The 26054-nt window shown below is 55.8% G+C and carries 20 protein-coding genes and 4 pseudogenes; 10 read left to right on the top strand and 14 right to left on the bottom strand.

Annotation, left to right across the window (positions count from 1 at the left end; genetic code table 11):
* Positions 1-83: 83 nt before the first annotated feature.
* Positions 84-2981: an EAL domain-containing protein gene (locus ACA058_RS10695; protein ID WP_497639043.1), complete on the top strand. Its 2898-nt coding sequence runs from the start codon at positions 84-86 to the stop codon at positions 2979-2981.
* Between the two features lie 660 nt (positions 2982-3641).
* Here the strand turns inward: ACA058_RS10695 and ACA058_RS10700 are convergent.
* Positions 3642-4592 (bottom strand): magnesium transporter CorA family protein, encoded by a 951-nt coding sequence (locus ACA058_RS10700; RefSeq protein ID WP_497639044.1) that lies wholly within the window; start codon positions 4590-4592, stop codon positions 3642-3644.
* Positions 4593-4658: 66 nt separating this feature from the next.
* Complete coding sequence (locus ACA058_RS10705; protein WP_497639045.1) at positions 4659-6245, bottom strand: RimK family ATP-grasp domain-containing protein; 1587 nt, start codon at positions 6243-6245, stop codon at positions 4659-4661.
* A 92-nt stretch (positions 6246-6337) separates the two neighbouring features.
* On the opposite strand from ACA058_RS10705, the gene rimI reads away from it, so the two are divergent.
* Complete coding sequence (rimI, locus tag ACA058_RS10710) at positions 6338-7483, top strand: ribosomal protein S18-alanine N-acetyltransferase (protein ID WP_497639046.1); 1146 nt, start codon at positions 6338-6340, stop codon at positions 7481-7483.
* 52 nt (positions 7484-7535) lie between these two features.
* Here rimI and ACA058_RS10715 read toward each other — a convergent pair whose 3' ends face one another.
* From ACA058_RS10715 to kdpF, 6 genes are read right to left on the bottom strand one after another with little or no spacing between them, the layout of a single operon-like run.
* A complete protein-coding gene (locus ACA058_RS10715; protein ID WP_497639047.1) occupies positions 7536-8225 on the bottom strand; it encodes a response regulator in 690 nt (229 codons plus the stop codon).
* A gap of 2 nt (positions 8226-8227) precedes the next feature.
* Positions 8228-10918, bottom strand: a complete 2691-nt coding sequence (gene kdpD, locus ACA058_RS10720; RefSeq protein ID WP_497639048.1) for a two-component system sensor histidine kinase KdpD — start codon at positions 10916-10918, stop codon at positions 8228-8230.
* Between the two features lie 26 nt (positions 10919-10944).
* On the bottom strand, positions 10945-11517 hold the full coding sequence (gene kdpC / locus ACA058_RS10725; protein WP_497639049.1) for a potassium-transporting ATPase subunit KdpC: 573 nt from the start codon (positions 11515-11517) through the stop codon (positions 10945-10947).
* 12 nt (positions 11518-11529) lie between these two features.
* Positions 11530-13608, bottom strand: coding sequence for a potassium-transporting ATPase subunit KdpB (kdpB, locus tag ACA058_RS10730; protein WP_497639050.1), 2079 nt, complete (start codon positions 13606-13608; stop codon positions 11530-11532).
* 10 nt (positions 13609-13618) lie between these two features.
* Positions 13619-15391 (bottom strand): potassium-transporting ATPase subunit KdpA, encoded by a 1773-nt coding sequence (kdpA, locus tag ACA058_RS10735; protein ID WP_497639051.1) that lies wholly within the window; start codon positions 15389-15391, stop codon positions 13619-13621.
* On the bottom strand, positions 15388-15480 hold the full coding sequence (gene kdpF / locus ACA058_RS10740; protein WP_497639052.1) for a K(+)-transporting ATPase subunit F: 93 nt from the start codon (positions 15478-15480) through the stop codon (positions 15388-15390). The genes kdpA and kdpF overlap by 4 nt, the downstream gene beginning before the upstream one ends.
* Before the next feature lie 556 nt (positions 15481-16036).
* On the opposite strand from kdpF, the pseudogene ACA058_RS10745 reads away from it, so the two are divergent.
* The 3 genes and pseudogenes from ACA058_RS10745 to ACA058_RS10755 form a co-directional block, all read left to right on the top strand.
* A pseudogene (locus tag ACA058_RS10745) lies at positions 16037-16536 on the top strand (arsenic resistance protein); the annotation flags it as partial.
* Between the two features lie 489 nt (positions 16537-17025).
* Complete coding sequence (locus ACA058_RS10750) at positions 17026-17274, top strand: hypothetical protein (RefSeq protein ID WP_497639054.1); 249 nt, start codon at positions 17026-17028, stop codon at positions 17272-17274.
* On the top strand, positions 17241-18356 hold the full coding sequence (locus ACA058_RS10755; RefSeq protein ID WP_497639056.1) for a serine hydrolase domain-containing protein: 1116 nt from the start codon (positions 17241-17243) through the stop codon (positions 18354-18356). Before ACA058_RS10750 ends, ACA058_RS10755 begins: the two co-directional genes overlap by 34 nt.
* 582 nt (positions 18357-18938) lie before the next feature.
* On the opposite strand, the gene ACA058_RS10760 is transcribed toward ACA058_RS10755, so the two are convergent.
* The 3 genes and pseudogenes from ACA058_RS10760 to ACA058_RS10770 form a co-directional block, all read right to left on the bottom strand.
* Positions 18939-19214 carry a hypothetical protein gene (locus ACA058_RS10760; RefSeq protein WP_497639057.1) on the bottom strand — a complete coding sequence of 92 codons (276 nt, stop codon included), beginning with the start codon at positions 19212-19214 and terminating at the stop codon, positions 18939-18941.
* 271 nt (positions 19215-19485) lie between these two features.
* Positions 19486-19911 (bottom strand): nuclear transport factor 2 family protein, encoded by a 426-nt coding sequence (locus ACA058_RS10765; protein WP_497639059.1) that lies wholly within the window; start codon positions 19909-19911, stop codon positions 19486-19488.
* 52 nt (positions 19912-19963) lie between these two features.
* Positions 19964-20068: pseudogene (locus ACA058_RS10770) on the bottom strand (hypothetical protein); the annotation flags it as partial.
* 190 nt (positions 20069-20258) lie between these two features.
* Here ACA058_RS10770 and ACA058_RS10775 point away from each other — a divergent pair.
* Positions 20259-20891 carry a TetR/AcrR family transcriptional regulator gene (locus ACA058_RS10775; protein ID WP_497639912.1) on the top strand — a complete coding sequence of 211 codons (633 nt, stop codon included), beginning with the start codon at positions 20259-20261 and terminating at the stop codon, positions 20889-20891.
* 135 nt (positions 20892-21026) lie between these two features.
* On the opposite strand, the pseudogene ACA058_RS10780 reads toward ACA058_RS10775, so the two are convergent.
* Positions 21027-21221 (bottom strand): annotated as a pseudogene (locus ACA058_RS10780) (tyrosine-type recombinase/integrase); the annotation flags it as partial.
* A 319-nt stretch (positions 21222-21540) separates the two neighbouring features.
* Here ACA058_RS10780 and ACA058_RS10785 point away from each other — a divergent pair.
* The gene (locus tag ACA058_RS10785) at positions 21541-21729 is read left to right on the top strand and encodes an AbrB/MazE/SpoVT family DNA-binding domain-containing protein (protein WP_497639060.1); all 189 of its coding nucleotides are present in this window, start codon (positions 21541-21543) and stop codon (positions 21727-21729) included.
* Between the two features lie 92 nt (positions 21730-21821).
* On the top strand, positions 21822-22517 hold the full coding sequence (locus tag ACA058_RS10790) for a VIT1/CCC1 transporter family protein (RefSeq protein ID WP_497639062.1): 696 nt from the start codon (positions 21822-21824) through the stop codon (positions 22515-22517).
* Positions 22518-22961: 444 nt separating this feature from the next.
* On the opposite strand, the pseudogene ACA058_RS10795 reads toward ACA058_RS10790, so the two are convergent.
* Positions 22962-23108, bottom strand: a pseudogene (locus tag ACA058_RS10795) (methyl-accepting chemotaxis protein); the annotation flags it as partial.
* Positions 23109-23317: 209 nt separating this feature from the next.
* Between ACA058_RS10795 and ACA058_RS10800 the strand changes: the two are divergent.
* Positions 23318-23575: a BPSL0761 family protein gene (locus ACA058_RS10800; RefSeq protein WP_497639063.1), complete on the top strand. Its 258-nt coding sequence runs from the start codon at positions 23318-23320 to the stop codon at positions 23573-23575.
* Here ACA058_RS10800 and ACA058_RS10805 read toward each other — a convergent pair.
* The gene (locus ACA058_RS10805; RefSeq protein WP_497639065.1) at positions 23572-24324 is read right to left on the bottom strand and encodes a DUF1652 domain-containing protein; all 753 of its coding nucleotides are present in this window, start codon (positions 24322-24324) and stop codon (positions 23572-23574) included. The two genes, ACA058_RS10800 and ACA058_RS10805, sit on opposite strands and share 4 nt — an antisense overlap.
* A gap of 200 nt (positions 24325-24524) precedes the next feature.
* On the opposite strand from ACA058_RS10805, the gene istA reads away from it, so the two are divergent.
* On the top strand, positions 24525-26039 hold the full coding sequence (istA, locus tag ACA058_RS10810; protein ID WP_497635052.1) for an IS21 family transposase: 1515 nt from the start codon (positions 24525-24527) through the stop codon (positions 26037-26039).
* The last annotated feature ends 15 nt before the right edge of the window (positions 26040-26054 follow it).

Raw genomic sequence — 26054 nt, forward strand, 5'->3', positions numbered from 1 at the left:
AAAAGCTTTAAATGGGAAGCTCACTGGCACATTGCTAGCAACCAGTAAGTGAGTATCGCCAGTTTCTGGCTCAGGGAGCGCTGATGAGTTTTCGTCCATTGACCGACTTCTTGGGCCAATCTAACGATTGCGACGGTGTCGCACTTCAGTTTGAAGGGAATTCGGATACGGTCAGCATGGACTACGCTTGCAACGAGGACACGATCGAACAATTGCTGGACTCAGCGCGCAACTGGGTGCACACCACCGCGTGGGTAATTTACCGGGCCGGTGAACAAATGCATTTGGTCGGGCAGGGCGACCCACGGGTGCAATGGCCCTCAAGCGTAGCGAATGAAGAGTTCGAAGCCTTTTGCCTGACCTGGAAATTGCACCGCTGGCCGACCGGCAGAGGCGAAAGTGTGCTGGGTTGGCTACTCGCGCCCCTCCAGGATGCCGGGGAACCGGCGCTCGCCGAGTTTGCCCGGCGCCTCGGCAATCAGGTACAGACCAATACCCTTGCCCGTGCGCAGATTACCCAGCGTGTGCTGTATGAAATTACCTACCTGGCCAGTTCGACCCGCGACCGCTCAGTGTTTCTGGAGGGGGTTCACCAGCTGCTGGCCAGCCTGATCGATGCCGAGAACTTCTATCTCGCGCTGTATGACCCGCACAGTGGCAAGATTGACTACCCGTACTACGTCGACATCATCGACGTTGATGCCGTGGAGTCCGAGCACTACGAATACCTGGACCTTTCGCACCTGTCGTTGACCGGCCAGGTGTTGACCACTGGCCAGCCGTTGCTGATCGACGCCGCCGGCATTCTCGCGGCTCAGGCCGAGGAGCGTTTCTACTGCGTGGGTGATCGTCCCGAGTTCTGGATGGGCGCACCGTTGAAAAATGCCTCGGATGACGTGTTCGGCATGCTTGCGATGCAGGTCTACGACGTTTCCCGTACCTACAGCGCTGAGGACCGCGCACTGTTTCTGGTGGTGGCCCGCCACGTGGCCATGGCGCTGGACCGGATTCTGCACCGCGAGGACCTGGAAGCGACCGTGATGCGTCGCACCCTGGAGCTTTCGGCGCTCAACGACGCATTGAGGCAGGAAGTGGCAGACCGCGAGCGTGCCGAACATCTGCAGAGCGCGCTGTTCCAGATTGCTGAACTGTCGAGCCAGCCTGGCGACATGGCTGAGTTGTTTCAAACCTTGCATGGCATTGTCGGTGATCTGCTGTTCGCACGGAACTTCTACATTGCGTTGTTCGACGACACGACCAGTGAAGTGACATTTCCGTATTTCGTCGATGAGCGGCAGACGACCTGCCCGGTGGCACGGCGAGGACGCCGGGGCTTGACTGAGTACGTTATCCGTCAGCGTCGACCTTGCCTGATTGACGCCGACGAGGCTGAGCGATTGTCCGTGCACGGCGAAATCGAACTGGACGAGGAGTATGTCCGATCCTACTCCTGGCTGGGCATTCCATTGTTCGATGGCGATGTGGTGCGTGGCGTGCTTGCGGTGCAAACCTATACCCCGCAGGTGCGTTATACCCTGCGTGACCAGGAACTGCTGACGTTCGTGTCGCGGCACATAGACACAGCATTGTCGCGACGCACGGCCGCCGAAGCGATCCATGCCGCCAACCTCAAGCTGGAAGCCCGGGTGCACGACCGAACCCGCGAGCTCGATCACGCCAATGCCAAGTTGCAACACGAGAACTCCCACGATGCGCTGACCGGGCTACCCAATCGTACCTACCTGCAACAGCGCCTCAATCTGGCCTGGTCGCAGTTCGGCATTGAAGGCGGGCGCCTGGCGGTGATGTTCATCGACCTCGACCGTTTCAAACTGGTCAACGACAGCCTCGGCCACCATTTTGGTGATCTGCTGTTGATGCAGGCCGCCCACCGTTTGCGCGGTTGCCTGCGCGACACCGACATGCTGGCGCGCCTGGGGGGCGATGAGTTTTCCGTGCTCGCTCCCGAGGCGCCGCTGGACGTGGTGATCGACATCGCCGAACGGATTCTGGTGGCGTTTGACCTGCCGTTTTTAATCAATGGCCATGAAGTTTTTTCGTCCTGCAGTATCGGCATTGTCAGCGCCGACAGTCAGTTCCATCACGAACCAGCCGACTTGCTGCGCGATGCCGATGCGGCGATGTACCGGGTCAAGTGTGCCGGGCGCGACAGCTACGCGGTGTTCAATCAGGAAGTGCGTCGTGAAGTCTCGGACCAGGTTGAACGTGAAGGGGCGTTGCGCAACGCGCTCAAACGAACCGACGAATTGCTGCCGTATTTCCAGCCGATTGTCAGCGTCGAAAGCGGCGAACTGTTGGCCCTTGAAGCGCTGATTCGCTGGCATCAGCCGGGCGGCCGGGTGATCGCGCCGGGTGAGTTTTTGCCGGATGTCGAGGGTTTGCGCCTGATCGGTCGCCTGGACCTGTACATGCTGACCAGCATCGCAGTGATCCTCGCAGAGCCCGAGCACGCCAACTGGCCTCCGGTGCACGTCAATTGTTCCAGCTACAGCATGACGCGTCCGGACTTCGCCAGTGATGTGCTTGCACTGTTGGCGCGGCACCGGGTCGAGCCGTCGCGGATCTGCCTGGAATTGACCGAAGGTGCGCTGGTGGCTGAGCCGGCGATTGCCCGACTGACCATGCAACAATTGGCCGACAACGGCATGTCGGTGGTGCTCGATGACTTCGGTGCAGGGTTTTCATCCCTGAGCTATGTGCATCAATACCGTTTCAGCGGCTTGAAGATCGACAAGTCGTTCATCCTCGAACTGACCACCAGTCCTCGCAGTCGCGCGATCGTCCGGGCGATCGTGCGTATGGCCGAATCGCTGGGCCTGAGTGTGGTGGCCGAAGGTGTCGAGGATCAAGCGACGCTGGACTTGCTGCGCGAAATGGGCGCAGGGCAGGCCCAGGGTTATTACTTTGCCAAGCCGATGGGGTTGCAGGCGTTGTTGGCGAGTTCGCTGATGGGTCGTTAGGGTTTGTTGGGAGTTTCGAGGCATTGCCGGTTCTGCCAGTGATCCCACATCAGTTTTTTCTGGCTTTCGGTGTAATAGATCCGAGGTCTCTGCTTCATCTGCAACACTCCTTCTGCTTACACAGAATTTAGTTGTGTTGCGTCGACCAGTTGAATCCACAGCCGATTGCTGCCTGTCACGATCGGGCTGAAGCGGTCATTTCCGTTGGCGGTGTCGTTGAATTGTGTCGGATACTTTTCCATATAAAACCGGTGCAGGAATAGCATAGTGGGTTCGAGGGTAAGGTATCGTAGGTGCATCACCCCGCAGGGAGATGTCGGCAACCTCGGTGGATTGTCATCCATGAACGAACTCGGACACCTCTTCCTCAGCCGCTCAGAGCACGCCTGAGGAATTGGCCGAGAGCACTTCCTTTGGCCGCTTCCCGCTGACGAAGGTATTGGCGACGCAAACCAGAACGCCAATCTACGGATTCGACCCAGCACAAGGCTTTCGGCCGTTTTCTGCGCTGGAGAGTGTAATTTCGACGTTTGCCACGATGAGGATTATTGGCAATTTATGATCGCGCCGATAACCCCTAGGAGGTCGTGAGAGTGTCATCGACAGCGTACTTGATGAAGTGGGAGGGGGAGTTGCACTACTAGCGCAGTACATGAAGGTTCAATGGGGGCCACTCACACTGGGTGAGCCACGCGTCAGACGCTTGAGCGCGATCACCATCAGGCCCCCGGCAACCAGCATTCCCGTGAGAAAAAGCGGATAGGCAATCCACCACGGAACGGCTGAGGTCATCATGCTGAATTCGGACATGCCACCAATGCTGGCGATCAGGTTGAGAGGCAGGAAGACCACATTGATCAGCGTCAGTTTGCGTAACAGGTTGTTCATGGTGTTGTTCATCAAATTGCCGCGTGCATCGATCAAGCCGGCAAACACCCTGGAGTAGATTTCCGCCTGTTTGTTGCACTGGGTGTTCTCGATGATCAGATCGTCAATCAGCGCGATCGCCTCGACGCTGAAGTGCTCTTTTTCTGCATGGTTGCGCAGCCGGGTCAGCACAGCGCCATTGCTGTGAATTGCGTTGATGTAATAGATCAGGCTTTCGCTGAGATTAAACATCTGGATCAGATGTCGATTTTCCATCGAGGAGTTGAACTTCTGCTGCAACTCACGAGCAACCATCTTGATCACCTTGAGGTGGCCCAAGTAGTGGTGGAGGTTGTTGAACAGCATGTCCAGCAGCACATCCAGCGGTGTGTGCAAGGGGTGCCGCTCCCCCAGTCCGCTCAACTGGGAATCGTCGGTGGCGATGACCAGCAAGCGTGTTTTAGAGAACAGTAAGCCGAACGACGAGACCTCGAAGGCCAGGCTTTCTCCGCCCGAGTAACTTTCCGGACGCTTCCAGATCAAGAACAGATTATCCGGGTGGAATTCGATGCGTGAGACTTCGTCAGGATCCAGTGCCGAAGCCAAGGCGTGATCGTCCAGTTTGAAATCGCTGCGCAGTAGATCCCGTTCTGCGATATCGGGATTGCTGAACAACATCACGTCGGCATTGAGGTGTTCAACCGATACCAGCGCCCCATTGGCGAGTTGAAAACTCTTGATCACATCTGACCTCTGGCGTTATCGAATGAGAAAATCAGTGTCGGGCAGGATACGTATCGGATCAAGCATTCACCAGGCCTGGCCGCGGCGTTTCAGTTCAAGGCGGCGAATGAATTCTTCCAGAACCAAGGAATACAGGTCGTCCTGCAAGTAGGCGTCTTCGATACCCGCATCTAGGTTGGGATTGTCGTTCACTTCGATCACTACCACCTTATCGCCGGACTGCTTCAGGTCGACTCCATACAAACCATCGCCAATCAGGTTGGCGGTCTTCACCGCCAGTTCGACTACCGCGCGCGGTGCCTCGTGGACGGCCAAGGTGCGGCATTCCCCATTGATGTCCGGGCCCTTGGCTTTGTGGTTGTAGATCTGCCAGTGACCTTTGGACATGAAGTACTGGCAGGCGAAAATCGGTTTGCGATTGAGCACGCCGATACGCCAGTCGTACTCGGTGTAAAAGAACTCCTGCGCCAGCAACAACACCGAGTGTTCGAATAGTTCTGCGGTGGCTTCCAGCAGTGCTTGCTGGCTTTCGACCTTGATCACCCCACGGGAAAAACATCCATCGGGAATCTTCAGCACTAACGGAAAGCCCAGGCGTTCACCGACTCGCTCGAAGTCTTCCGGTCGTTCCTTATAGAGAATTTCGGTCGCCGGCATACCCAGTTGATGGCTTTTGAGTAAATCAGTCAGATACACCTTGTTGGTACAGCGCAGAATCGAGGCGGGATCATCCATCACCACCAGACCTTCGCTTTCTGCTTTCTTGGCGAAGCGGTAGGTATGGTTATCCACGCTGGTGGTTTCACGAATCAGCAGGGCGTCATACTCGGCGATTCGCGAATAGTCTTTCTTTTCGATCAGGTCGACATCAATACCCAAGCCTTTGCCGACCCGGATAAAACTCTCCAGTGCCTTGGCGTTGGAAGGCGGCAGCGCTTCTTGCGGGTCATGCAATATGGCCAGGTCGTAGCGGGCCACGCGTGGTGAACGCGGCATTCGCCAGATCTTGCGGCTGAAACTGTCCAGCGAGTTGGCAAACTGATCCTCCTGGTCTTCGCGCAACTTTTGCAAGACACCGGACTTTATTCCCTCGATGCGCCAACTATTGCTTTTGCGGAACTCTACCAGAAGGATCGGGCAAGGGAATATTTCGAAAATTTGCCGGGCCAGTTCCTGTAACGGTTCAAGGTTGGTTTTACCAAAGTACAGGGTGAGTGTGAATCCTTCAGTATTGCTATACAGGTGGTTGTTCAGTGCTTTTTCAAGAGCCTTGCCCAGATCATCTAGCGCTAGGCCATACAGTGACTTTCGGGTCAGTTCGCTAATGGTGCGCACAGACGGAATAACTTTATGACCGCGAGCTTCTGCCAGCAATGAACAGTAATATCCGTGCCCTAAATACTTGTAGCTCCGGCACAAATTAATAACCTGAACACGCTTACCGGCTTCGCGTTCAAGTGGTTGCTCGAGATATTCCTGTGCACTCACTACGTCCTCCGAGGGGAAATAAGAGGCCCAGTCTTCTTTTCGCTCAACAATAATAACCACCTGGCTGGACCTTCCCGGTGCGTCCGGTAAATAGGTAAGGTTTGATATTGCCGTTAACCGATTTTGCTCTGATACTTTACGCCAATCACCCTGTACCGCTGACATATGAAAAGGTCCGTTGGAAAACAAGTCCTTATCTATTAAGCACGATCTTTTAAAAAAGTCTCGTTTCATTACGCAACTTTTACGGCGGCTATATGAACCTCGTATTTCGCAAGGCTACACAAAATGATCTGAAGTCTCTGCTGGAACTGGAAAACCAATGCTTTACCTATGATCGGCTGACTCCGCGCAGCTTTCAGTGGATGATCAGCCGAGCCCATGCCAGCCTGATCGTCGCAGAAGCCGAGAGCCAACTGATGGGCTACTGCCTGATCCTGTTCCACCGCGGCACCTCTTTGGCACGTCTGTACTCCATCGCGATCGCCACCCACAGTCGTGGTCTCGGCCTAGGAAAACAGCTATTGGATCAAGCGGAAGATTGTGCTCGCGCACACGACTGCGCCTACCTGCGTTTGGAAGTTCGACCGGATAATCCCGTCGCCATCAGTCTTTATGAGCGCAATGGTTACCGGCGCTTCGCCGTGGTCAAGGATTACTACGAAGACCATGTGCATGCGCTGCGTTTGGAGAAGCGTATTCTGCAACATCGGGAAAACCGTGAATTCCAAGTGCCCTATTACCAACAGACCACTGAATTTACCTGCGGCCCGGCTTGCCTCCTGATGGCCATGAGTGCATTGCAACCAGATCGCTTAATCGAGCGCAGGGACGAACTGCAAATATGGCGTGAAGCCACGACAGTGTTCATGACCTCGGGGCACGGCGGCTGCAGTCCCCAAGGCCTGGCACTGGCGGCCTGGCGCCGAGGATTTCGAGTACGCCTGCAAGTGAGCATCGCAGGCCCGTTGTTTCTCGACGGCGTTCGCGACGAACATAAAAAGGAAGTTATGCGCCTGGTTCACGAAGAGTTCTGCACGGAGCTTCAGCAGAGTGATGTGGAGCAGGTCAGCAGCAACCAGCTGGATCTGCCACTCACGTTGAAGGCCGGCGGTCAACCCTTGGTGCTGATCAGCAGCTACCGCCTGACTCGCTCGAAAGCCCCGCACTGGGTAATGGTTACTGACTACGATGAAGACTTCGTCTACCTACATGACCCGGACATTGATCACAGTCAGCACCGTGACGCACTCGACTGCCAGCATCTTCCCGTCAGTCACAAGGCGTTCGATAAGATGTGCGCTTTCGGCGGCAACAAGTTGCGTGCCTCCGTGACTCTTTACGCACGCGAGCAGTTCGTCAGCGGACTGCCGACTGTCTCCAACACCGAAGCCTTGTGTTAAGGGGACCTCGTATGCCACGACTTTAGGGACTTTTATCCTCGTAAATGTATGCTCAAGGAATGAAGCGATACCCAACACCCGTTTCGGTGATGAGGTGTCGCGGTTGGGAAGGGTCTGTTTCGACTTTTTTACGCAGTCCTCCCATGAATACTCGAAGGTAAGGCGTATCTGTGGTGTGCGTAGGCCCCCAGACAGCCTTGAGTAATTGCTGATGAGTCAGCACCCGGTTCGGATGTGAGCACAGATGGACCAGCAGCCGATACTCTAGCGGTGTCAAATGCAGAGGGGCACCGGAGCGTTCCACGACACGCCGTTCCATATCGATTTGGACCTCGCCAAAGGCCAGGACCGCATGGTTCTCGGTATCCTTCATGTGTCTGCGTAGCAGTGCGCGAACGCGAGCAAGCAGTTCCCCGGTGCCAAAAGGTTTCACTAGGTAGTCGTCAGCTCCCGTATCCAGTGCGAGGATTTTGTCCGACTCAGCGCCACGGGCAGACAAGACAATGATGGGCACCTCTGACCAACTCCGTGCGTCCCGGATAAGGTCAATACCGTCTCCGTCGGGAAGTCCGAGGTCGAGCACGATCAGGTCCGGATGGCGTGTTCCTGCATCAATGAGGCCGCGGTGAAAGGTATCGGCTTCATGAACTTCCAGGCCTTCGGCTTGCAGGGCCATTCGCACGAAGCGTCGTATTTCCTTCTCGTCTTCAATGATCAGGACGTGCAGCATCGATTCGGTCATGGCTATTCCTCATCGGTCTGCTGAGCAAAGGGTTCGAGGGGAGGCTCCTCACGGGGCAGGCGTAACGTGAAGCGCGCACCGCCCTCTGGGCGTGTCACCCCATAAATGGTTCCTCCGTGAGCTTGGGCGATGGCTCGACAAATGGCCAAGCCCAGCCCAACGCCGGGTATCGAGTTTTCCTTATTGCCGCGTACGAATTTGCTGAATATCGCTTCCTCGTGACCACGAGGTAACCCTGGTCCTTCATCGGCAACCCATAACTCGATACTGTCAGGCGCCGCACTGGCCCCCAGGTGGATAGGTGTGTTGGTAGCTGTGTACTTGGTGGCGTTTTCGATCAGGTTGATAAGGATGCGTTCAATCAACACGGCGTCGATACGAACCGGTGGCAAGTCTTCATTCAGTGCAACCCGAACGGGGTGAGTCCCCAGAACCGGCTGGATGGCTCTCAGGGCGCTGCCCACTACGTCTTCGATGGGTTGCCACTGCCGATTCAACACCACTTTGCCGGATTCGAGGCGTGCCATGTCCAGCAGGTTGTTGACCAGCGTATTCATGCGCAGCGCCGACTCACCCACCGCAGTGGCGATCTCTGCGGATTCGCCAGTCAGGGCTGGCCTGGTCAGTTTGAGCGCCTCGGCAAGTCCCACCAACACCGAAAGCGGCGTTCGCAGATCATGGGAAATAGCCGAGAGCAGAGAGTTTCGCAAGCGCTCGGATTCCATTTGGACCGTCGTGTCTTGGGCCACGTGGATGTAGTGAATCCGTTCGAGGGAGATAGCCAGCAATGACGCGCAAGTATCGAGCAGGCGTCGCTGTTCCGGCACCACCAACCGGCTCGTGTCTCTTGGCTGCACGGCCAGCACACCGCGCACCCGCATGGGGGCTGACAAGGGCAGGTAGAGGGTGGAACTGGAGGGCAGGGTGTCAGTGCCATAGCCGGCCGGTTCGGTTTTATCGAAAGACCACTGCGCAATGGCCAAGTCGACTAGCGGAGCATCGTCGGTGATCAGCGCGGGTTGTAGTTTGTTGTTGTCGTCAGCGACCAGCAGTGCTGACTTTGCACTAAACTCGGTGAACAGAAAACGTGCGCCGATTTCGGCGACTTGCTCGGTCAGCAGCGCGGCAGACAACAGGCGCGACATATCGTACAGCGCCCGCATGCGGTCTTCGCGTCGTTGCGCCACCCGCGCCTGGTAGGTCAGGCCTGCGGTCATTTGTCCGATCACCAGCGCGACAACGAACATGACGCTGAAGGTCACCAGGTACTGGACATCGGCAATGGCGAACGAAAAACGCGGCGTTACAAAAAAGAAATCGAATGCACCCACCGACACAAAGGCCGCCAGAATTGCCGGACCGCGCCCCCATCGAACCGCGACGGCGACGATGGCCAGCAAGAACAGCATGACAATATTGGCCTCCTCCAGTACCTCAGCCAGGGGCAAAATCGCAAGGGTCGTCACCGCGCAAAGTGCCACGCTCCATATATAGGACTTCCACGCCACCGGGTTCTCGTTCGTCGCGGGGCCGGTTTCGGCCTGTACACCCTGGCTGGCCGGAAGCGAGACTTGAATCACGTCCAGATCCGCACCCAGTGCGCCAACCCGATTCGCGAGCACCCGCCCCCAGAATCGACGACGGGGTCGATCGTCGCGCCCCAGCACGACTTTGGAGAGATTGTGCTGCCGTGCGTACTTGACCAGGGTTTCGGCAATGTCCTGGCCGGCCAGGGTCGAGATCTGCGCGCCCAAGTCCTGAGCCAGTTTTAAGGTCGCCAGGACACGACGACGTTTGGCATCGGAAAGGCGCTGCAAGGCGGGTGTCTCGACATACACGGCATGCCATGGCACGTTGAGCCGTGCGGCCAGACGAGCTGTCAAGCGTACGGTTTTTTCTCCCTGCTCATGGGGGCCAATGCAAGCGAGCAGCGAGTCGCGGGTGCCCCAGACGGGTTTTACTGCACTGCTCTTACGGTATTGCAGCATCTCGCTGTCGACACGGTCGGCAGTACGCCGCAACGCCAGTTCGCGCAACGCGATCAGATTGCCTTTGCGGAAGAAGTTCTGCACCGCACGTTCGGCCTGATGGGCCAGATAGACTTTGCCTTCTTTGAGGCGTTGAAGCAGGTCGTCAGGCGGCAAGTCAACAATGATCACTTCATCGGCCGTGTCGAACACATGGTCGGGCACGGTCTCCCATACGCGAATACCGGTAATACCGCCGACGATGTCATTCAGGCTCTCAAGATGCTGAACGTTCATGGTAGACCAGACATCGATACCGGCGCTGAGCACCTCTTCTACGTCCTGCCAGCGCTTCGGATGGCGGGAACCGATGATGTTGGAGTGAGCCAGTTCGTCGATCAAAATCAGGGCCGGTTTTCGCAATAGAGCGGCATCCAGATCGAACTCGGTCAGCGTACGGTTCTTGTCGATGACCTGTTTGAGAGGCAATTGTTCGAGCCCCGATGTCAGCGCCAGGGTCTCGGCGCGGCCGTGGGTTTCGATTACGCCGATCAGTACATCAATGTTCTGTTGTTTCGCCGTTTGGGCGGCGACCAGCATCGCGTAAGTCTTGCCGACCCCGGCACTGGCCCCGAAAAAAATCTTTAACCGACCGCGTTTGGCCTGCGCTTCTTCTTCGCGAATCTGTGCCAGTAGCTGGTCTGGATCAGGACGTTGTTCGGCCATCAAGCCCACCGTGTGTGAGTTGGCGCTCAATGCGTGGCGTCGAGTGCCAGGTTCAATGCCAATACGTTGACCCGAGGCTCGCCAAGGAACCCTAACAGCATGCCTTCAGAGTGCTCGGCAATGAGTTGACGAACACGTTCAATGGACAGGCTGCGCACGCGCGAAATTCGGCCCGCCTGATACAGGGCTGCTGCGATGCTGATATGCGGATCAAGGCCGCTAGCCGAACTGTAGACCAGGTCGGCGGGCACCGTAGCGGTGTTCCCGGGGTCGGCTGCACGCAGGGCATCGATGCGGGCTTTGATCGCGTCCGCCAGTGCGGGGTTCAGAGGCCCCTGGTTCGACCCCGATGATGCCGCCGCGTTGTAAGCCATAGGGCTGGTTGCAGACGGGCGACTCCAGAAATGCCCTGGATCGCTGAAGCCCTGACCGATCAACAACGAACCCACGGTTTTGCCATCTCTTTCGATCAGGCTGCCTGCCGCCTGAGACGGGAAGACCAGCCTGGCGATCCCGGTCGTGACCAGTGGATAAGCCAGGCCCGTGATCAATGAAAGTACAATCAGCAGGGTCAACGCCGGACGCAGCAGAGAAACCATGACAGTACTCCTTCAAGTCAGACCGGCGGCAAACAGCGCCATGTCGATCACTTTTATGCCAATGAATGGAACGATCACTCCACCCAGCCCATAGATCAACAGGTTGCGACGCAACAGCAAGGCCGCGCCGACCGGGCGATATTTCACGCCTTTGAGTGCCAGGGGAATCAGAAAGATGATGATCAGTGCGTTGAAGATCACCGCTGACAGCACCGCCGAGTTCGGGCTGGTGAGGCCCATGATGTTGAGTGTTGAGAGCTGTGGGTAAGTGGAGACAAAGGCCGCCGGCACAATGGCGAAATACTTGGCGATGTCGTTGGCTATCGAGAAGGTGGTCAGCGAACCACGGGTCATCAGCATCTGCTTGCCGGTTTCCACTACCTCGATCAACTTCGTCGGGTTACTGTCCAGGTCCACCATGTTGCCCGCTTCTTTGGCGGCCTGAGTCCCCGAGTTCATCGCCACGGCGACATCCGCCTGCGCGAGCGCCGGGGCGTCGTTGGTGCCGTCGCCGGTCATGGCCACCAGCCGGCCTTCGGCCTGGTAGCTGCGGATCAGCTGCAATTTTTCTTCCGGCGTCGCTTCTGCCAGAAAGTCATCGACACCGGCTTCGGCGGCGATGGCGGCGGCGGTCACCCGGTTGTCGCCCGTCACCATGACCGTCTTGATTCCCATGCGGCGCAATTCGACGAAGCGCTCCTTGATGCCGCCCTTTACGATGTCCTTGAGTTCGATGACCCCCAGTACCTTGGCCCCATCGGCGACAACCAGCGGAGTACTGCCCCGGTGCGCCACCTCCTCTATGCTGGCTTGCACGGTCTCGGGAAAGCTGCCGCCCAGGCTCTGGACATGCTTGAGGATGGCCTCGCCAGCCCCTTTGCGTATTTGCCGGTCGCCCAGGTTGACTCCGCTCATGCGCGTTTGCGCCGAAAAGTGCACGAAGTGGGCGTTGAGCGCGCCGATGTCTCGTTCCCGCAAATTGAAACGCTGCTTGGCCAATACGACGATACTGCGTCCCTCGGGTGTTTCGTCGGCCAGGGAGGCCAGTTGCGCCACATCCGCCAGTTCGTCTTCCTTGATGCCCGGAGCCGGTAAAAACACTGAGGCGTGACGGTTGCCCAGAGTGATAGTCCCGGTTTTGTCGAGCAACAGAACATCTACATCTCCTGCGGCTTCCACGGCTCGGCCGGAGGTGGCAATCACATTGGCCTCCATCATGCGGCTCATGCCCGCCACACCGACTGCCGACAATAGGCCGGCAATGGTGGTGGGAATCAGACACACCAGCAGTGAGATCAGGACGGTAATCGAGACCGGTATGCCGGATTTCGCCACTGCAACACCAAACAGCGAGAAGGGTAGAAGCGACACCGTTACGCCGAGGAACACAATCGTCAGTGCGACCAGCAAAATCGACAGGGCGATTTCATTCGGGGTCTTTTGCCGCTTGGCGTTCTCGACCATCGCGATCATTCGGTCGACGAAGGTTTCGCCAGGGTTGGTGGTCACGCGGATGACGATCCAGTCCGACAGGACCCGAGTCCCGCCGGTCACCGCCGAGAAGTCACCGCCAGATTCGCGTATCACTGGCGCCGACTCACCGGTGATGGCTGACTCATCCACTGAGGCGGCACCTTCGATTACCTCGCCGTCGGCAGGGATCACCGAGTCCGGAAGGTCACCGGCCTCAACCAGCACTACGTCGCCCTTGCACAGGTCGCTCGATTGAGCCAATTGCCACTCTGCGCCATAGTGCGGCTCGCGCAGTTTCTTGGCCCAGGTTTCCTTTTTCAGGTCGCGCAGGGACGCGGCTTGAGCCTTGCTGCGGCCTTCGGCCAGAGCCTCGGCAAAATTGGCGAACAGCACCGTGAACCAGAGCCATAGGGCAATCGCGAGAATGAAGCCGGTGCTGGCTTCACCCTTGCCGCTGAGGGCCTGAATCCACAGGCTGGTGGTGATGATTGCACCGATATAGACGACGAACATCACCGGGTTACGCCACTGGGTCCTGGGACTGAGTTTGCGCATGGAGTCGACCATGGCAGGTCGTATGAGCTTGGGGTCGAACAAGGAGAACGCTTCGCGTGTCATGTTCGTGATCTCACTTGATCATGATGAAGTGTTCAACGACGGGACCCAGCGCGAGCGCCGGTACGTAGTTCAACAAGCCGACCAGCAACACCGTGCCGATCAGCAGAACCACGAACAGCATCCCGTGGGTGGGCATCGTGCCGCCGGTGACCGCCAGTCGTTTCTTGGCTGCCAGGCTACCGGCGACCGCGAGTACAGGCACGATGACGCCGAACCGTCCGAACCAGCAGGCGATAGCCAGCCACGTGTTGTAGAACGGCGTGTTGGCCGACAGACCGGCGAATGCACTGCCGTTGTTGTTGGCCGCCGAGGTGAATGCATAGAGGATTTCCGAAAAGCCATGAACACCGGGGTTAGCGATCCCCAGCCTGCCGGCCTCGGACATGACGGCGATGGCCGTACCGAACAGCACCAGCAATGGCGTCACCAGAATCGCGATGGCCACCATCTTCATCTCGTACGCTTCGATCTTCTTGCCCAGATACTCGGGTGTGCGGCCGATCATCAGGCCGGCGATAAACACAGCGAGGATGGCGAACACCAGCATGCCGTACAGGCCCGAACCGGTGCCGCCGAAGACCACTTCGCCCAACTGCATCAGCACCAAGGGCACCGCGCCGCCCAATGGGCTGAACGAGTCATGCATCGCAATAACCGCGCCGCATGAAGCCGCGGTCGTCACGGCCGCGAACAGGCTGGAAGCACTGATGCCGAAGCGCAGCTCCTTGCCTTCCATGTTGCCCGCCGCCGTATCGATGCCCAGCGCTGTAAACTGCGGGTTGCCGAGTTGTTCGTAATGGGTGACGGCCACCACCGCGATCACGAAGATGATTGTCATCGTCGCCAGCAGCGCCCAGCCTTGGCGTATGTCACCGACGATGTGGCCGAAGACGAAACACAGCGCGGTTGGAATCAGGAAAATCGCGATCAACTGTAAGAAGTTGGTAATGGCGGTGGGGTTCTCGTAGGGATGTGCCGAGTTGGCGTTGAAGAAACCGCCGCCATTGGTGCCGATCATCTTGATCGCCTCTTGTGAGGCAACCGGCCCCATGGCAATCGTCTGCTTGTCGATGCTGACAGCCTTGGTCACCGCAATGCCCTGGGTATCGAGGGTCGGCTGGCCCGCTTCATTGAGTACCGGGGTCTGGTACTGCATGACCTCCAGCGTCGTGACTTCCTTGTAGGGGTCAAGATTCTGGATCACGCCTTGGCTCACGAAGAACAACGCGAAAATCAGCGACAGCGGCAATAGCACCCACAAGGTGATGCGGGTAAGGTCGGTCCAGGCATTGCCGATGCTGCCCGCGCTGTGGCGCGCAAACCCTCGGATCAGGGCAACCGCCACCACGATACCGGTGCCGGCAGACAGGAAGTTCTGTACTGTCAGCGCGAGCATCTGGGTCAGGTAGCTCATCGTTGCTTCGCCACTGTAGGCTTGCCAGTTGGTATTGGTGACAAAACTGACGGCCGTATTGAATGACGAGTCTGGCGTTATGGCGCCAAATCCTTGCGGGTTAAATGGCAGAATACCTTGTAACCGTTGTAATGCATAAACGGCCAACAAACCCAGCGAATTGAAAACGATCAAGGCGAGTGCGTATTGCAGCCAACTCATCTGAGTTTCAGGCTTGACGCCGGCAAGGCGATAAAGCGGCGACTCGATGCGAGCACCGAACGCAAACTTGCCTTCCATCACTGTGGTCAGCCAAAGACCAAGGGGCCAGGCCAGAATGCCGAGCGTCAGTAGAAAGGCCCCAAGCAGGACCCAGGCTTGAATAGTCACAGGAAGTCCTCCGGAAACAGCAGCGCGGAGACTAAATAAACCAGCAAGCCGGCCGCTATCAGGCCGCCGAACAAATAGAAGCCGGTCATGACCGTCTCCTGTTAAGCGCCGCACAGCCGCGCGCTAGGCCGACCAGGCTGATGAAAAACAACGCACCAAGTACAAAAAAGATTAAGTCCATGGCATTCCCTCCAGCGATGAGGGAAGCCTAGTTGGACGTCCAATAAATTGTTAACAGGATTGGGGGCGAAAGAATAAAGATCTTATAAAGATCTAAAATAGTGCGATTAGATCGGAATCAGTTGTATTGCTGCTGTGCATTTTTTATTTTCTCTTCGATCCCTCTTCTGCGGGAAGCCTCTGCGGTTTGTTTTTAGTTGAGTTGGTGCTCAGATATTCAAAAATAAATGAAGCGAATCCGAACATTCCAATTATTGAAATTATCATAATGCCCAGGTGCGAACTGCTCATGATATTCTTCCGTCGAAATTTGTTCCGGAGGATAGAATATTTTTTGCGGAACTCAAGGCGATCTACGAATTCTTTACTTTTTTTTTGATTGATTATACGAAACTATACGACTGTGGAAGCGCGACACTCGACTTGGGAGCAGCGGTTACATAACCGCCGCAATAGGCAGGGGTGATGGCCCTCTCAGCCGCCCAGAGTTTGAATGCGTTGGCGACCCCGACAATTTCAATACTGATGTACGTTATGTTCCTGCAAATACCGTTTTTAGATCCGCGTGAAAGCCTAAGCAACAAACGTTTCATGTCAGCTTTGCTGATCGCTATTTCGTCCTGATCCCGCTGATGGTGTGGGGGCTCACCAGGGGCCTAACGAATCATTTGCGACCCTTGCCGGTGCGCTCCTCGTTCTGCTGACGCCCCTGCATCGACTACGTGGTGGTTTTTACGCACATCGGCAAGGGCGACTCTCGCGGATCCTTGCGGCAACCCCGGTTCTGTTGCTGCTCCAGTTCGTTTGACTGCCTGTTTATTTAGCTTTTATGCTGGGCGGGCAATCCGATGTCGTGATCTCGATAGGTCCGTTCGTTGAAGCATTCCATGCTGATTGCTGCGCCTTTATTACTGGCGATCCTAACCGCGGCCCTAACCAAACGGTCGAGAATCGTTGGTAGCTGGTGTTTTCGGAGAGATTATGAATGACAGCTTTTGGCCGATCACTGCCCTTCGTGAAGGGCAGTGATCAGCCAAAAGCTTTCATTCGGGTGTGTCTATAAAGCCAGAGGTGATTCAATATTTAATCACCAGTCAATAACTACGATCTCAACCACTCGGTAGCCGTGATGCCTTTGGGCCTGACGTTGAAGAGCCAGGACTTTTTATGATGCGCAGTGGCGTGATCGATCAATGACCATGATTCCCCTCCTGCAGCTCTAACAATAAGCGAAGGTCGATACTCACCCCTGATTGTCTCAAATTATTTACAGGAATAGCCAATCGGAATATACAGTGGTTTTTTGCCTCAAATTGGTATTTCGAAATTACATGTTTTTGATGATTTCAACTTGGAATATTTGATCCGATAACTATATTGATCAAGCGGAATCCCGCAATAACCAACAGATGAGGCTATGAGTGGATGCGCTTAATAGTTCATTGAGGCTCGCCATGAAAATAATAATGTCCAATAGCGCGATCAAGTCAATAAAAATTTTCAGCTTGCTTATCGGCAGTTTACTTTGGCAGGAAGCTTATGCCAGCCCTCTTGTGGCTTGCTATGGTTATATGATGCACTCTTGTCCGGAACCGCTCGATAGAATTATTCCTGACCCTAAAAAAAGCTTACCTGGAGTCAGAGTGAAAGGGTTGTTGGTTCTAAAAATATGTACCACCTTTATGGTGGTGATGTTTTTTTAAGTTCCGAAAATAACATACAAAAGCTACCGGTCGGTCAATCTATTTCAAATGTGGAATATAAGTTAGACAACAAAAAACTTGGCATTAGCGACTACCTGAAAAATCAAAGCGTTGCGGGATTGCTGGTAATAAAGAACGGCAAAATTGTCCTGGAGCATTACGGTGACAGCGTTAATGAGACGACGCTTTGGACATCCAGATCAGTTGCTAAATCCATTGTATCTGTACTCATTGGTGCGGCGATAAAAGACCATGCCATCGAATCGGTTGATACGTTGATCACGAAATATATTCCCGAGCTAGAAGGTACGGCATGGGAAGGAGTAACGCTGCACCAACTCATGCGACATACTTCCGGCATACAATGGAGTGAGGGTTACGCTGATCCCAACTCCGATGTTTCCAAGATGATTTTATGCGAGACGGCTAAAGATCCTTACAGTTGTATCCTCTCGCTCGTTAGCGGCCTCGCCCGAAACCCCGGTGTAAAACCAGGAGAGCGCTGGAGTTACAACACTGGTGGAGCTTGGCTGGTAGGTTTGGTTTTGGAACGTGCAACCGGAATGACCATCGCCAGATACTTGGAGAAAAAAGTGTGGCAGCCAGCTGGAATGGAGCGAGACGGTGTTTGGTATGCGCTTAAACCCGGAAAAGTTGATATGGGTGGCTATGGCTTCAACGCAACATTGCGAGATTGGGGTCGCTTCGGTCTGTTTGTGGCCAATAATGGCGTACTTTCTAACGGCGAACATGTCCTGCCTGGCGACTGGATAAAGCGTTCTACGGATTGGACTAACGCAGACGGATCCGTAAAGCCATGGGCTCCGAAGGGTCAGTATGGTTATCAGTGGTGGTATATGGGCTTTGCGCCCGGTGATGAGGCTTCCTATGCACCTACAAGTACCTTTAATTCAGACGAAACCTTTTGGGCATATGGCATTTTCGGCCAAGCGATCGCAATCAATCAGAAGGAAAATTTGATTATGGTCCAGTGGTCCACTTGGGAGCACGCTGAAGGACCTGATGTGTTGTATGGCGAGCAGGGTGTTTTCTTCAACTCCCTGATTCAAGCGTTGCATTAATGCAGTAGAACGAGGGGACCCTAGTCCCCTCTTTCAGTGGGAGCCTGACACCTACCCCTATCCCCACGTATGCTTCGCAAAGGTAATCCAACGGCTGCATTCGACCGAGGCTGTGTAAAAACGTTTTTCAGCGCGACAGGCACTCAAAACCGGACTGGAATCGCGCTTCTACGCAAAATCCACATCTGCTGACGTGCCGATAAATTTCAGATTTAACGTAGACGCGCACACCTCAATTTTGGCGAAGCGTTTTTACACACTCTGGACCCTTTGCTGACACTCAGAACTGTCTCTGAGAAAGGATACCACGGGCGCTCCAGGATACGGGATGTGCGCCATGTGGAGCGGAAAGCGGCTGCGAGTCCTCAGGTCACAAAGCGCTCAGGTCGCCTTGCGCAATCATGGTGTGCCAGCGCTGGAGGGACACGATGGCCTGCCGCTATAGAGCTGCCTTTGAAGGGGAAAGTAGTTGCGTGTTACTTGTGGGGGTTTGGGAGATCTTGGAGTAAGTGTCGATATCTGTTGTAGCAAGAAGGTAGCGGCCATCCTTGAACATTACGAAGAAGGTTATTGGACTTGCCCCTACAAAACAGTTATTTCCCTTTCTTTATCACATAGCAACCAGCCTGCAACTAGCCCGATCGGCCCTAAAAGTAATACTCCAGCCAGGCTCCATCGAATAATGCTTGCTTGATTTTTTAAGACTTCTTCGGTTGCTGCTTCCAATTCCTTAATGTTTGATATGGGTATCGTTAATTTAAGAGACGGTTTTAATACTGATTTTAAGGTGAACAGCCCTGATTGAAACTCGGCGTCGCCTGCCAGAAAGTCACCGGATATCACGTTTATTCTCGACATGGTTATCCTCTGTTGACCGTAAGAGCAACCTTAAAATCAATAGTGGCCAGAAAAAACGGGATGCTGAGTGTGACTTCAATCATCCCGCAAACTGGGGTAATCGTATTGAGTTTGAGGGCTGACTCTATTGAATTACCCGAGAGTTCAGCATGAGAGCCTAGATACGTGCTCCGAGAGACTCATCACGTTGATCTGCAATCAGCAGCTCCTCGAACCCATCGAGGAAATAGGGACGCTTTCTTCCCCTCAACGGAACTGGGACCACCTTGGGTCAGCTCTTGCGGGCTGCAAGATAAGCGCCCAGGCGCCGCCCCATCTCCTCACCCAGAGCCTGCGCGCCGCTCAGCGGTCGGATCATCACCTCGAAATCGACGATCTTGCCTTGCTCGTTGAAGCGGATCATATCGATGCCCTTAAGCTCCCGGCCGCCGACACGCGCGCTGAACTCCAGCACCACGCTGAGAGCGTCGGCAGTCGCTAGTTCGCGGTGATAGGTGAAGTCCTCGAACACCTTAATCACGGTATTGAGGATCGTCGATACCACGGGTGCTCCAGAATATGGGGTGTGCGCCAGGGAGCGGAAAACGACCTGCGAGTCCAGCAGGTCAGGCAAAGCGCTCAGGTCGCCTTGCGCCATCATGGTGTGCCAGCGCTGAAGGGATACGTTGGCCTGGGGGTGTAGTTTGAGCTCAGACATTTTCAATTCCTCTCGATCACTTGTGTTGGAGTTGGTGTTCTGGGGAGGCAGATCAGAGCTCCGCGGCCACTCGCGAGCCGTGGTTGATCCGACGCTTGGCGTCCAGTTCAGTTGCAGCATCGGCACCACCGATCAGATGCACGCTCTGCCCGGCGGCGGGGGTCACTAAAGGAGGATTCGAGTTCTTCGATCGGAAAATCGAGAGGAACATGAATTCTCCTTAGGCTGTTGTGAGCTGAGGCTAGGCTCGTATCTTATCGGTGTCAAGATACTTAGCCATGTTAGGATTTCGCCATGAAGACGCCCGCCCGTAGGGCCTACCACCACTTTCTGGAATCGAGTAGATGATGGCGAAAACGAACGTACGAACACGCGGTACCTACCACGTGGGAAATCTTGCGCCGCTGCTGCTTAGTGCCGCCTGGGAAATGCTCGAGGAGGTGGGACCCACCAAGCTCTCGTTACGCGCCGTTTCCGAAAGGGTCGGGGTCAGCGCCACCGCCGCCTACCACCATTATGCAAACCGGACCGAACTCCTCGGGCATCTTGCCGCCCAAGGTTTTCGAGAACTTGCCAAGGTGCTAGCTGCCAGGGATTTAGCCGCCACGGAGGAGCAGAAACTTCGAGAGGCATGGATGGCCTACTTCAGCTTCGCACGGAGCAACCCGGCGCTTTACCAACTCATGTTCGGCCCTGAATTCGCCTCTGGAGAAATGATCCCGGAGCTTCGCGTGGCCCGCGAAGACGCATTTGGTGAAAACAAGCGCATCATCGCGGAGATTCTCAGGCTTGACGTTGAAAGCCGGGAGGTACGGGGAGCTGCCCTTGCTGGCTGGTCACACATGCACGGACTGGCGTCGCTGGTAATACATGGCGTTATGCAGTTCCCCGCTGGCACTAGCGATGAGCGTTTCGTGGACACGGCACTGCAGGGTTTTGCGCATCTCTTTTATGCAGGGCGCAGGGAAGAGGGAGAGTAACCATCGTCGAACAGCGACGTATCTTGCGGAACTGAATACAGATTGAATGGCGGCTTTTGGCCGATTTCTGCCTGTCACGACTGACAGCTATGGGTCGGATAGCGACGGTCTAGCATCGACCGTCACTATGGATGATCAGACCTCCGTCTGTTCTGCCATTTCCAGAGCATCATCGACCTCGATTCCCAGGTATCTGACAGTGCTTTCAAGCTTCGTATGACCAAGCAGGAGTTGGACAGCTCTCAGGTTCTTCGTCCTGCGATAGATCAACGATGCCTTGGTTCTCCGTAGCGTGTGGGTACCGTACATGGTTGGATCAAGGCCAATGGTGAGTAACGCTTCCAGTCGCGCCCGGTAAGCACCGTAAGCATTAGCGCGCGTAACTTCAGCAAACATGGGTCGCCTTTTTAGGTTCGGCATTTGTCCTACAGCATCCGGCAAATCACGTAACGTGTGAAGGTGGTTCGTCGGGGTCACGTCAGCCACATACAAGTGGCCCATTCTGATCGCTCACTGCCTTCCTGACAGGCAACTATCGACCAGTCGCGCTCGCCTGAGTATTTGGAGAGATCAGTGAATATCATCCATCCACGTATAACAAATCACGAGCATAATGAAGCGTCTCCAGCGATGCAGCGTGAGTCGGATCATGAGCGAAACCCAAAGCTGGACAGTCACGTGCCAAGACACCGCAGATGGAAGTGGCGACGTCATCGTCGACTTGCCACCAGAACTACTTACCAGTTTGGGCTTAGGCCTTGGTGACGAGCTGATCATCGAGGTGATTGATGGCGCGATAGTCCTGAAGTCAAAGGGCAGTGCATCCCCTACATCCTGAACCCTCACCAGCACGCGTCATCTATCTTCAAGCTGCCTCATGACACCAGAGTGACCCGACCTAATGCAATTTTTCACACGGAGAATTCCAGAATGGTAGTGCGTCATAAAGAGAAACACACGATAGACAACATTGGTTGGCTGCGCGCTGCGGTACTGGGGGCCAATGACGGAATCGTTTCAACTTCAAGTCTGATTCTGGGCGTAGCCGCCTCACACGCAACTCACAGCAGCATTCTTGTGGCGGGTGTCTCGGCTCTCGTCGCCGGTGCTATGTCGATGGCAACCGGGGAGTACGTTTCCGTGCAGTCCCAAGCCGACACGGAAGCGGCGGCCCTGGAGACGGAGCGAATTGAGATTCAGGAAAATCCGAAGGGCGAGAATCGTGAACTGACAGGAATTTATGTTGGACGGGGACTTGATGCGCCGCTTGCAAAAGAGGTCGCTACTAAACTGATGGATCACGATGCCTTGGGTGCGCATGCCCGCGATGAGTTGGGAATCACAGATACAATGAGTGCAAAGCCGTTGCAGGCTGCGCTTGCATCTGCGCTAAGCTTTGGCGTAGGTGCGGCACTACCATTACTCGTTGTCGTGGTGGTTCCACAAGGACGTCTTATCCCGGTCATCGTCGGCGCGTCGTTGGTCTTTCTTGCCATTCTTGGTGGCTTGGCGGCCAAGGTCGGCGGGGCGAATATTAAAAAAGGTGTTTTACGTGTGACTTTTTGGAGTGCGCTCTCGATGGCGGTGGCAGCAGGCGTCGGTACCCTGTTTGGAACCACAGCATAAAGCCCGGAGCGGGCTCCAGAATTCAATTCTTGACGGAGAGCGTGGGCTTTCTACACAACGAAATCAAAGTCCGTAGCTGAAAAAAAAGGGATGTGTTGAGAGGATGCCCCCGACTAATTTGAGAGCCGCCCATTTCTTAATTGCATGCCCATTATCCCTTAAAGGCTTGCCCGCAAATGCTGAGTTTTCAACCCTACTGAAGGCCTCAATCGCGGAGTCAGTGAAAAAGGTTTTGTGTACCTTGGAGTGTAGTGGTCTGCGATTACATCAGTCTCCAGGCCCGTAGGGTATGGTCCTCGGCCGTTCGAATTCAGCCTGAGCTGGCGAGAGGGCTCTGAGCTCCAAGATCATCGCCGCGGGCTGTAAACTTGTCATCGCTTTCTTGCAGTACTTTTTGAATGAGTCGACGGCGCGTAAGCGACTCGGATGAACTGGGCGGGTAGCCGCGTTCTGCGTACGCTGAGCCAGTGCTCTTAACTCGTCTGCAACCTCGAGTCCAGAACCTGCTTGCCCGGCACGAGCGGCCTCAATTGCAGCCTTGAGTGCGAGCAGGTTAGTCTGCTCGGCAAGCGATTTGATCACGGTCAGCACGCCGCCAGTCGGTGGCATTCACCTTGAAGTGCTTGGATGGACTTCGCACACAAGGACACTTCGGCAGCCAGGCAGTCCATTTCATGAATGGCCAGCTTCAGCTTCTGATCACCGAGCTTGGCTTCCTCGGCGTCGCGGGCAACCCTCCGGACTGTGTGTCATCTCGCGCATACTGGACTAAGGTCAGGATTTGTTGAGAGGACGGCGAGATGACGATGCCCCATGAGCGGAGCCGCAGTATTATCCAAACAGGTGATTTTTTGCGTGAGTTGTTGGCGGATCAGTCTCTTCCGGAGTCTGTTCGTCAGGGTGCGAAGTCCCTTCTACGCCACTACCCGGAACCTTGGGTGATTTTGAGCCTTGGTCGTTTCGAGGAACAACTGAAGACACTCGATCCTGCCGACCCGCAGCGTGAAAGCGCGATACAGCTTCATCAAACGATGCTGAGTTCGAGTACGGAGCGCTAGGGAACGGCGAAGTTACGTTGCGGAAGCCGCCTACTTACATGGAAAGAAGTTTTTCTCGAGCTCATCTCGCTGTGCCGCTCAAGTACCAGATTCGCGATCGCCTGGTTGGAGGTCAGATTTTCGGCGGATACGGCTGTGGCAAGGAATTCAATACGTTCTGTGGATGGGTCGAAGACCTTGATCATCAGTGAACCATCCGGGTTTACGGTGCAGTTGCAGGAAAACGGCTTGAATCCACTTTCAATGACATGGCGCAACTCAAGTACGGAAATCATCGTGGAGTGCCCTTGGACCGAAGTTGCTATCCAGTGTCGCCCATATGCCCCCCCGTCAACTGCCTGGCTTATCTCGGTGATGGCTGTTGCGGCCTGTTCCAATTCACTGTTCTGGGCTTGAAGGTCATCGTTGCTGTTGCTGACCAGCATGCTCAGCTTTTTGGCGGCGCTAGAAAGCTGGCCCGCTGTCTGAGAAATCCCGGCCAAGGTAAGACTCAGGCTTTCCCGCAAGATGGCCACTGCCCTTAGCAGTTGTGCCGCCTCATCGTCTCCGCCGGCGTCCAGCGACATTTCCCGAAGATCGCCATTAGCGATGGTATTGGCGCATTCCAGTGCCTGGGCCACGGGGCGGGCGATGCTTTCGGTTACTGGCGAGAAACACAACTGACCTTGCCAGGCGAAAGGCGCAACACCGCGGAGCGTCTGGCTTCTACGTGAAATCACTCGTGGTGAAGCTTTACCCGGCAGTTGCATCTATTTCCGATCAGTTGCATGCGGATTCCACGGGCATCCGGCCATCTATTCCATGAACATCCGGCCACTGATTCCACGATGATCCGGCCACCCATTCCACGGCCATCCGGCCACTCATAAGGCAGGCAGCAACGCAGGATTAATTCATTACCATCGACCTCTTTTATCGAAGCAGAGAGGTCGTCGTGGAGCGGTTATCCATGCGTAAAATTAAGGAAGTGCTACGTCTCAAATTCGAGGTCGGCCTGTCTGCTCGCCAGATCGCTGTCAGCTTGGAAGTGGGTCGCGCGACCATCGGTGAGTACCTCAATCGCTTTGCTGCCAGCGGGCTGATTTGGCCGTGTGCTTTGAGCGACGTTGAGTTGCAACGGCGCCTTTTTCCGCCTCCGCCCGATGTTCCCAGCGACCAACGCCCGATGCCGGACTGGGCTCATGTCCATGCCGAGTTACGTCGCCCCGGCGTCACCCTGGCCCTGCTTTGGCAAGAGTATCGGCTCACCCACCCGCAAGGCTTCCAGTACAGCTGGTTCTGCGAGCACTACCGCCTCTGGGCCGCGAAGATCGATGTGGTCATGCGCCAGGAACATCGCGCCGGCGAAAAGCTGTTTGTCGACTACGCCGGCCAGACCGTGCCAGTCATTGATCGGCGAACCGGCGAGATCCGCCAAACGCAGATCTTCGTCGCCGTCCTCGGCGCGTCCAGCTACACCTTCGCCGAGGCCACCTGGTCGCAGAAACTGCCCGACTGGCTGGGCTCGCACGTGCGCTGCTTCGCCTTTCTCGGCGGTACATCGCAGATCCTGGTACCGGACAATCTGCGCAGCGGCGTCACCAAGGCGCATCGCTATGAGCCGGATATCAACCCCAGTTACCGCGATCTCGCCGAGCATTACGGCGTAGCTGTGCTGCCCGCGCGCTCGCGTAAACCCAAGGACAAAGCCAAGGTTGAAGTCGGCGTACAGGTAGTCGAGCGCTGGATCCTGGCGGTGCTGCGCAACCGCCAGTTCTTCTCCTTGGGCGAACTCAACACAGCCATCGCGCTGCTGCTCGATCGCCTCAATCAGAAGCCCTTCAAGAAGCTGCCCGGCTCACGGCGCTCAGCCTTCGAGACCATCGACCAACCCGCACTGCAACCGCTACCAGAACATCCGTATGTCTACGCCGAATGGAAAAAGGTGCGGGTGCACATCGACTACCACGTCGAGGTCGATGGTCATTACTACTCGGTGCCATACCAGCTGGTGAAGCACCAACTCGAAGTGCGGCTAACCGCTAGGACTGTCGAGTGCTTCCACGCCAACCAGCGGGTAGCCAGCCATCTGCGCTCACCGCACAAAGGCCGCCACACCACCCAAACCGAGCACATGCCCAAAAGTCACCGCGAACATGCCGAATGGACGCCGCAGCGACTGATCCACTGGGCTGAGCAGACCGGGCCGAACACCGCTGGTGTCATCGCCTACATCCTCGAACGCCGGATCCATCCGCAGCACGGCTTCCGCGCCTGCCTGGGGATCCTGCGCCTGAGCAAACAGCACGGCGAAGAGCGGCTGGAAGCCGCTTGCCAGCGAGCACTGGCACTGGGCGCGTGCAGCTACAAAAGCCTGGAATCGATCCTGCGCCAAGGGCTGGAACGGCTGCCGCTGGCCCAGCAAAACCTGCCGTTACTGCCTGAAGAACACATCAACCTGCGCGGCCCTGGCTACTACCACTGACCTGAAAAAGGAGCA

The sequence above is a fragment of the Pseudomonas sp. LBUM1649 genome (assembly GCF_059716155.1).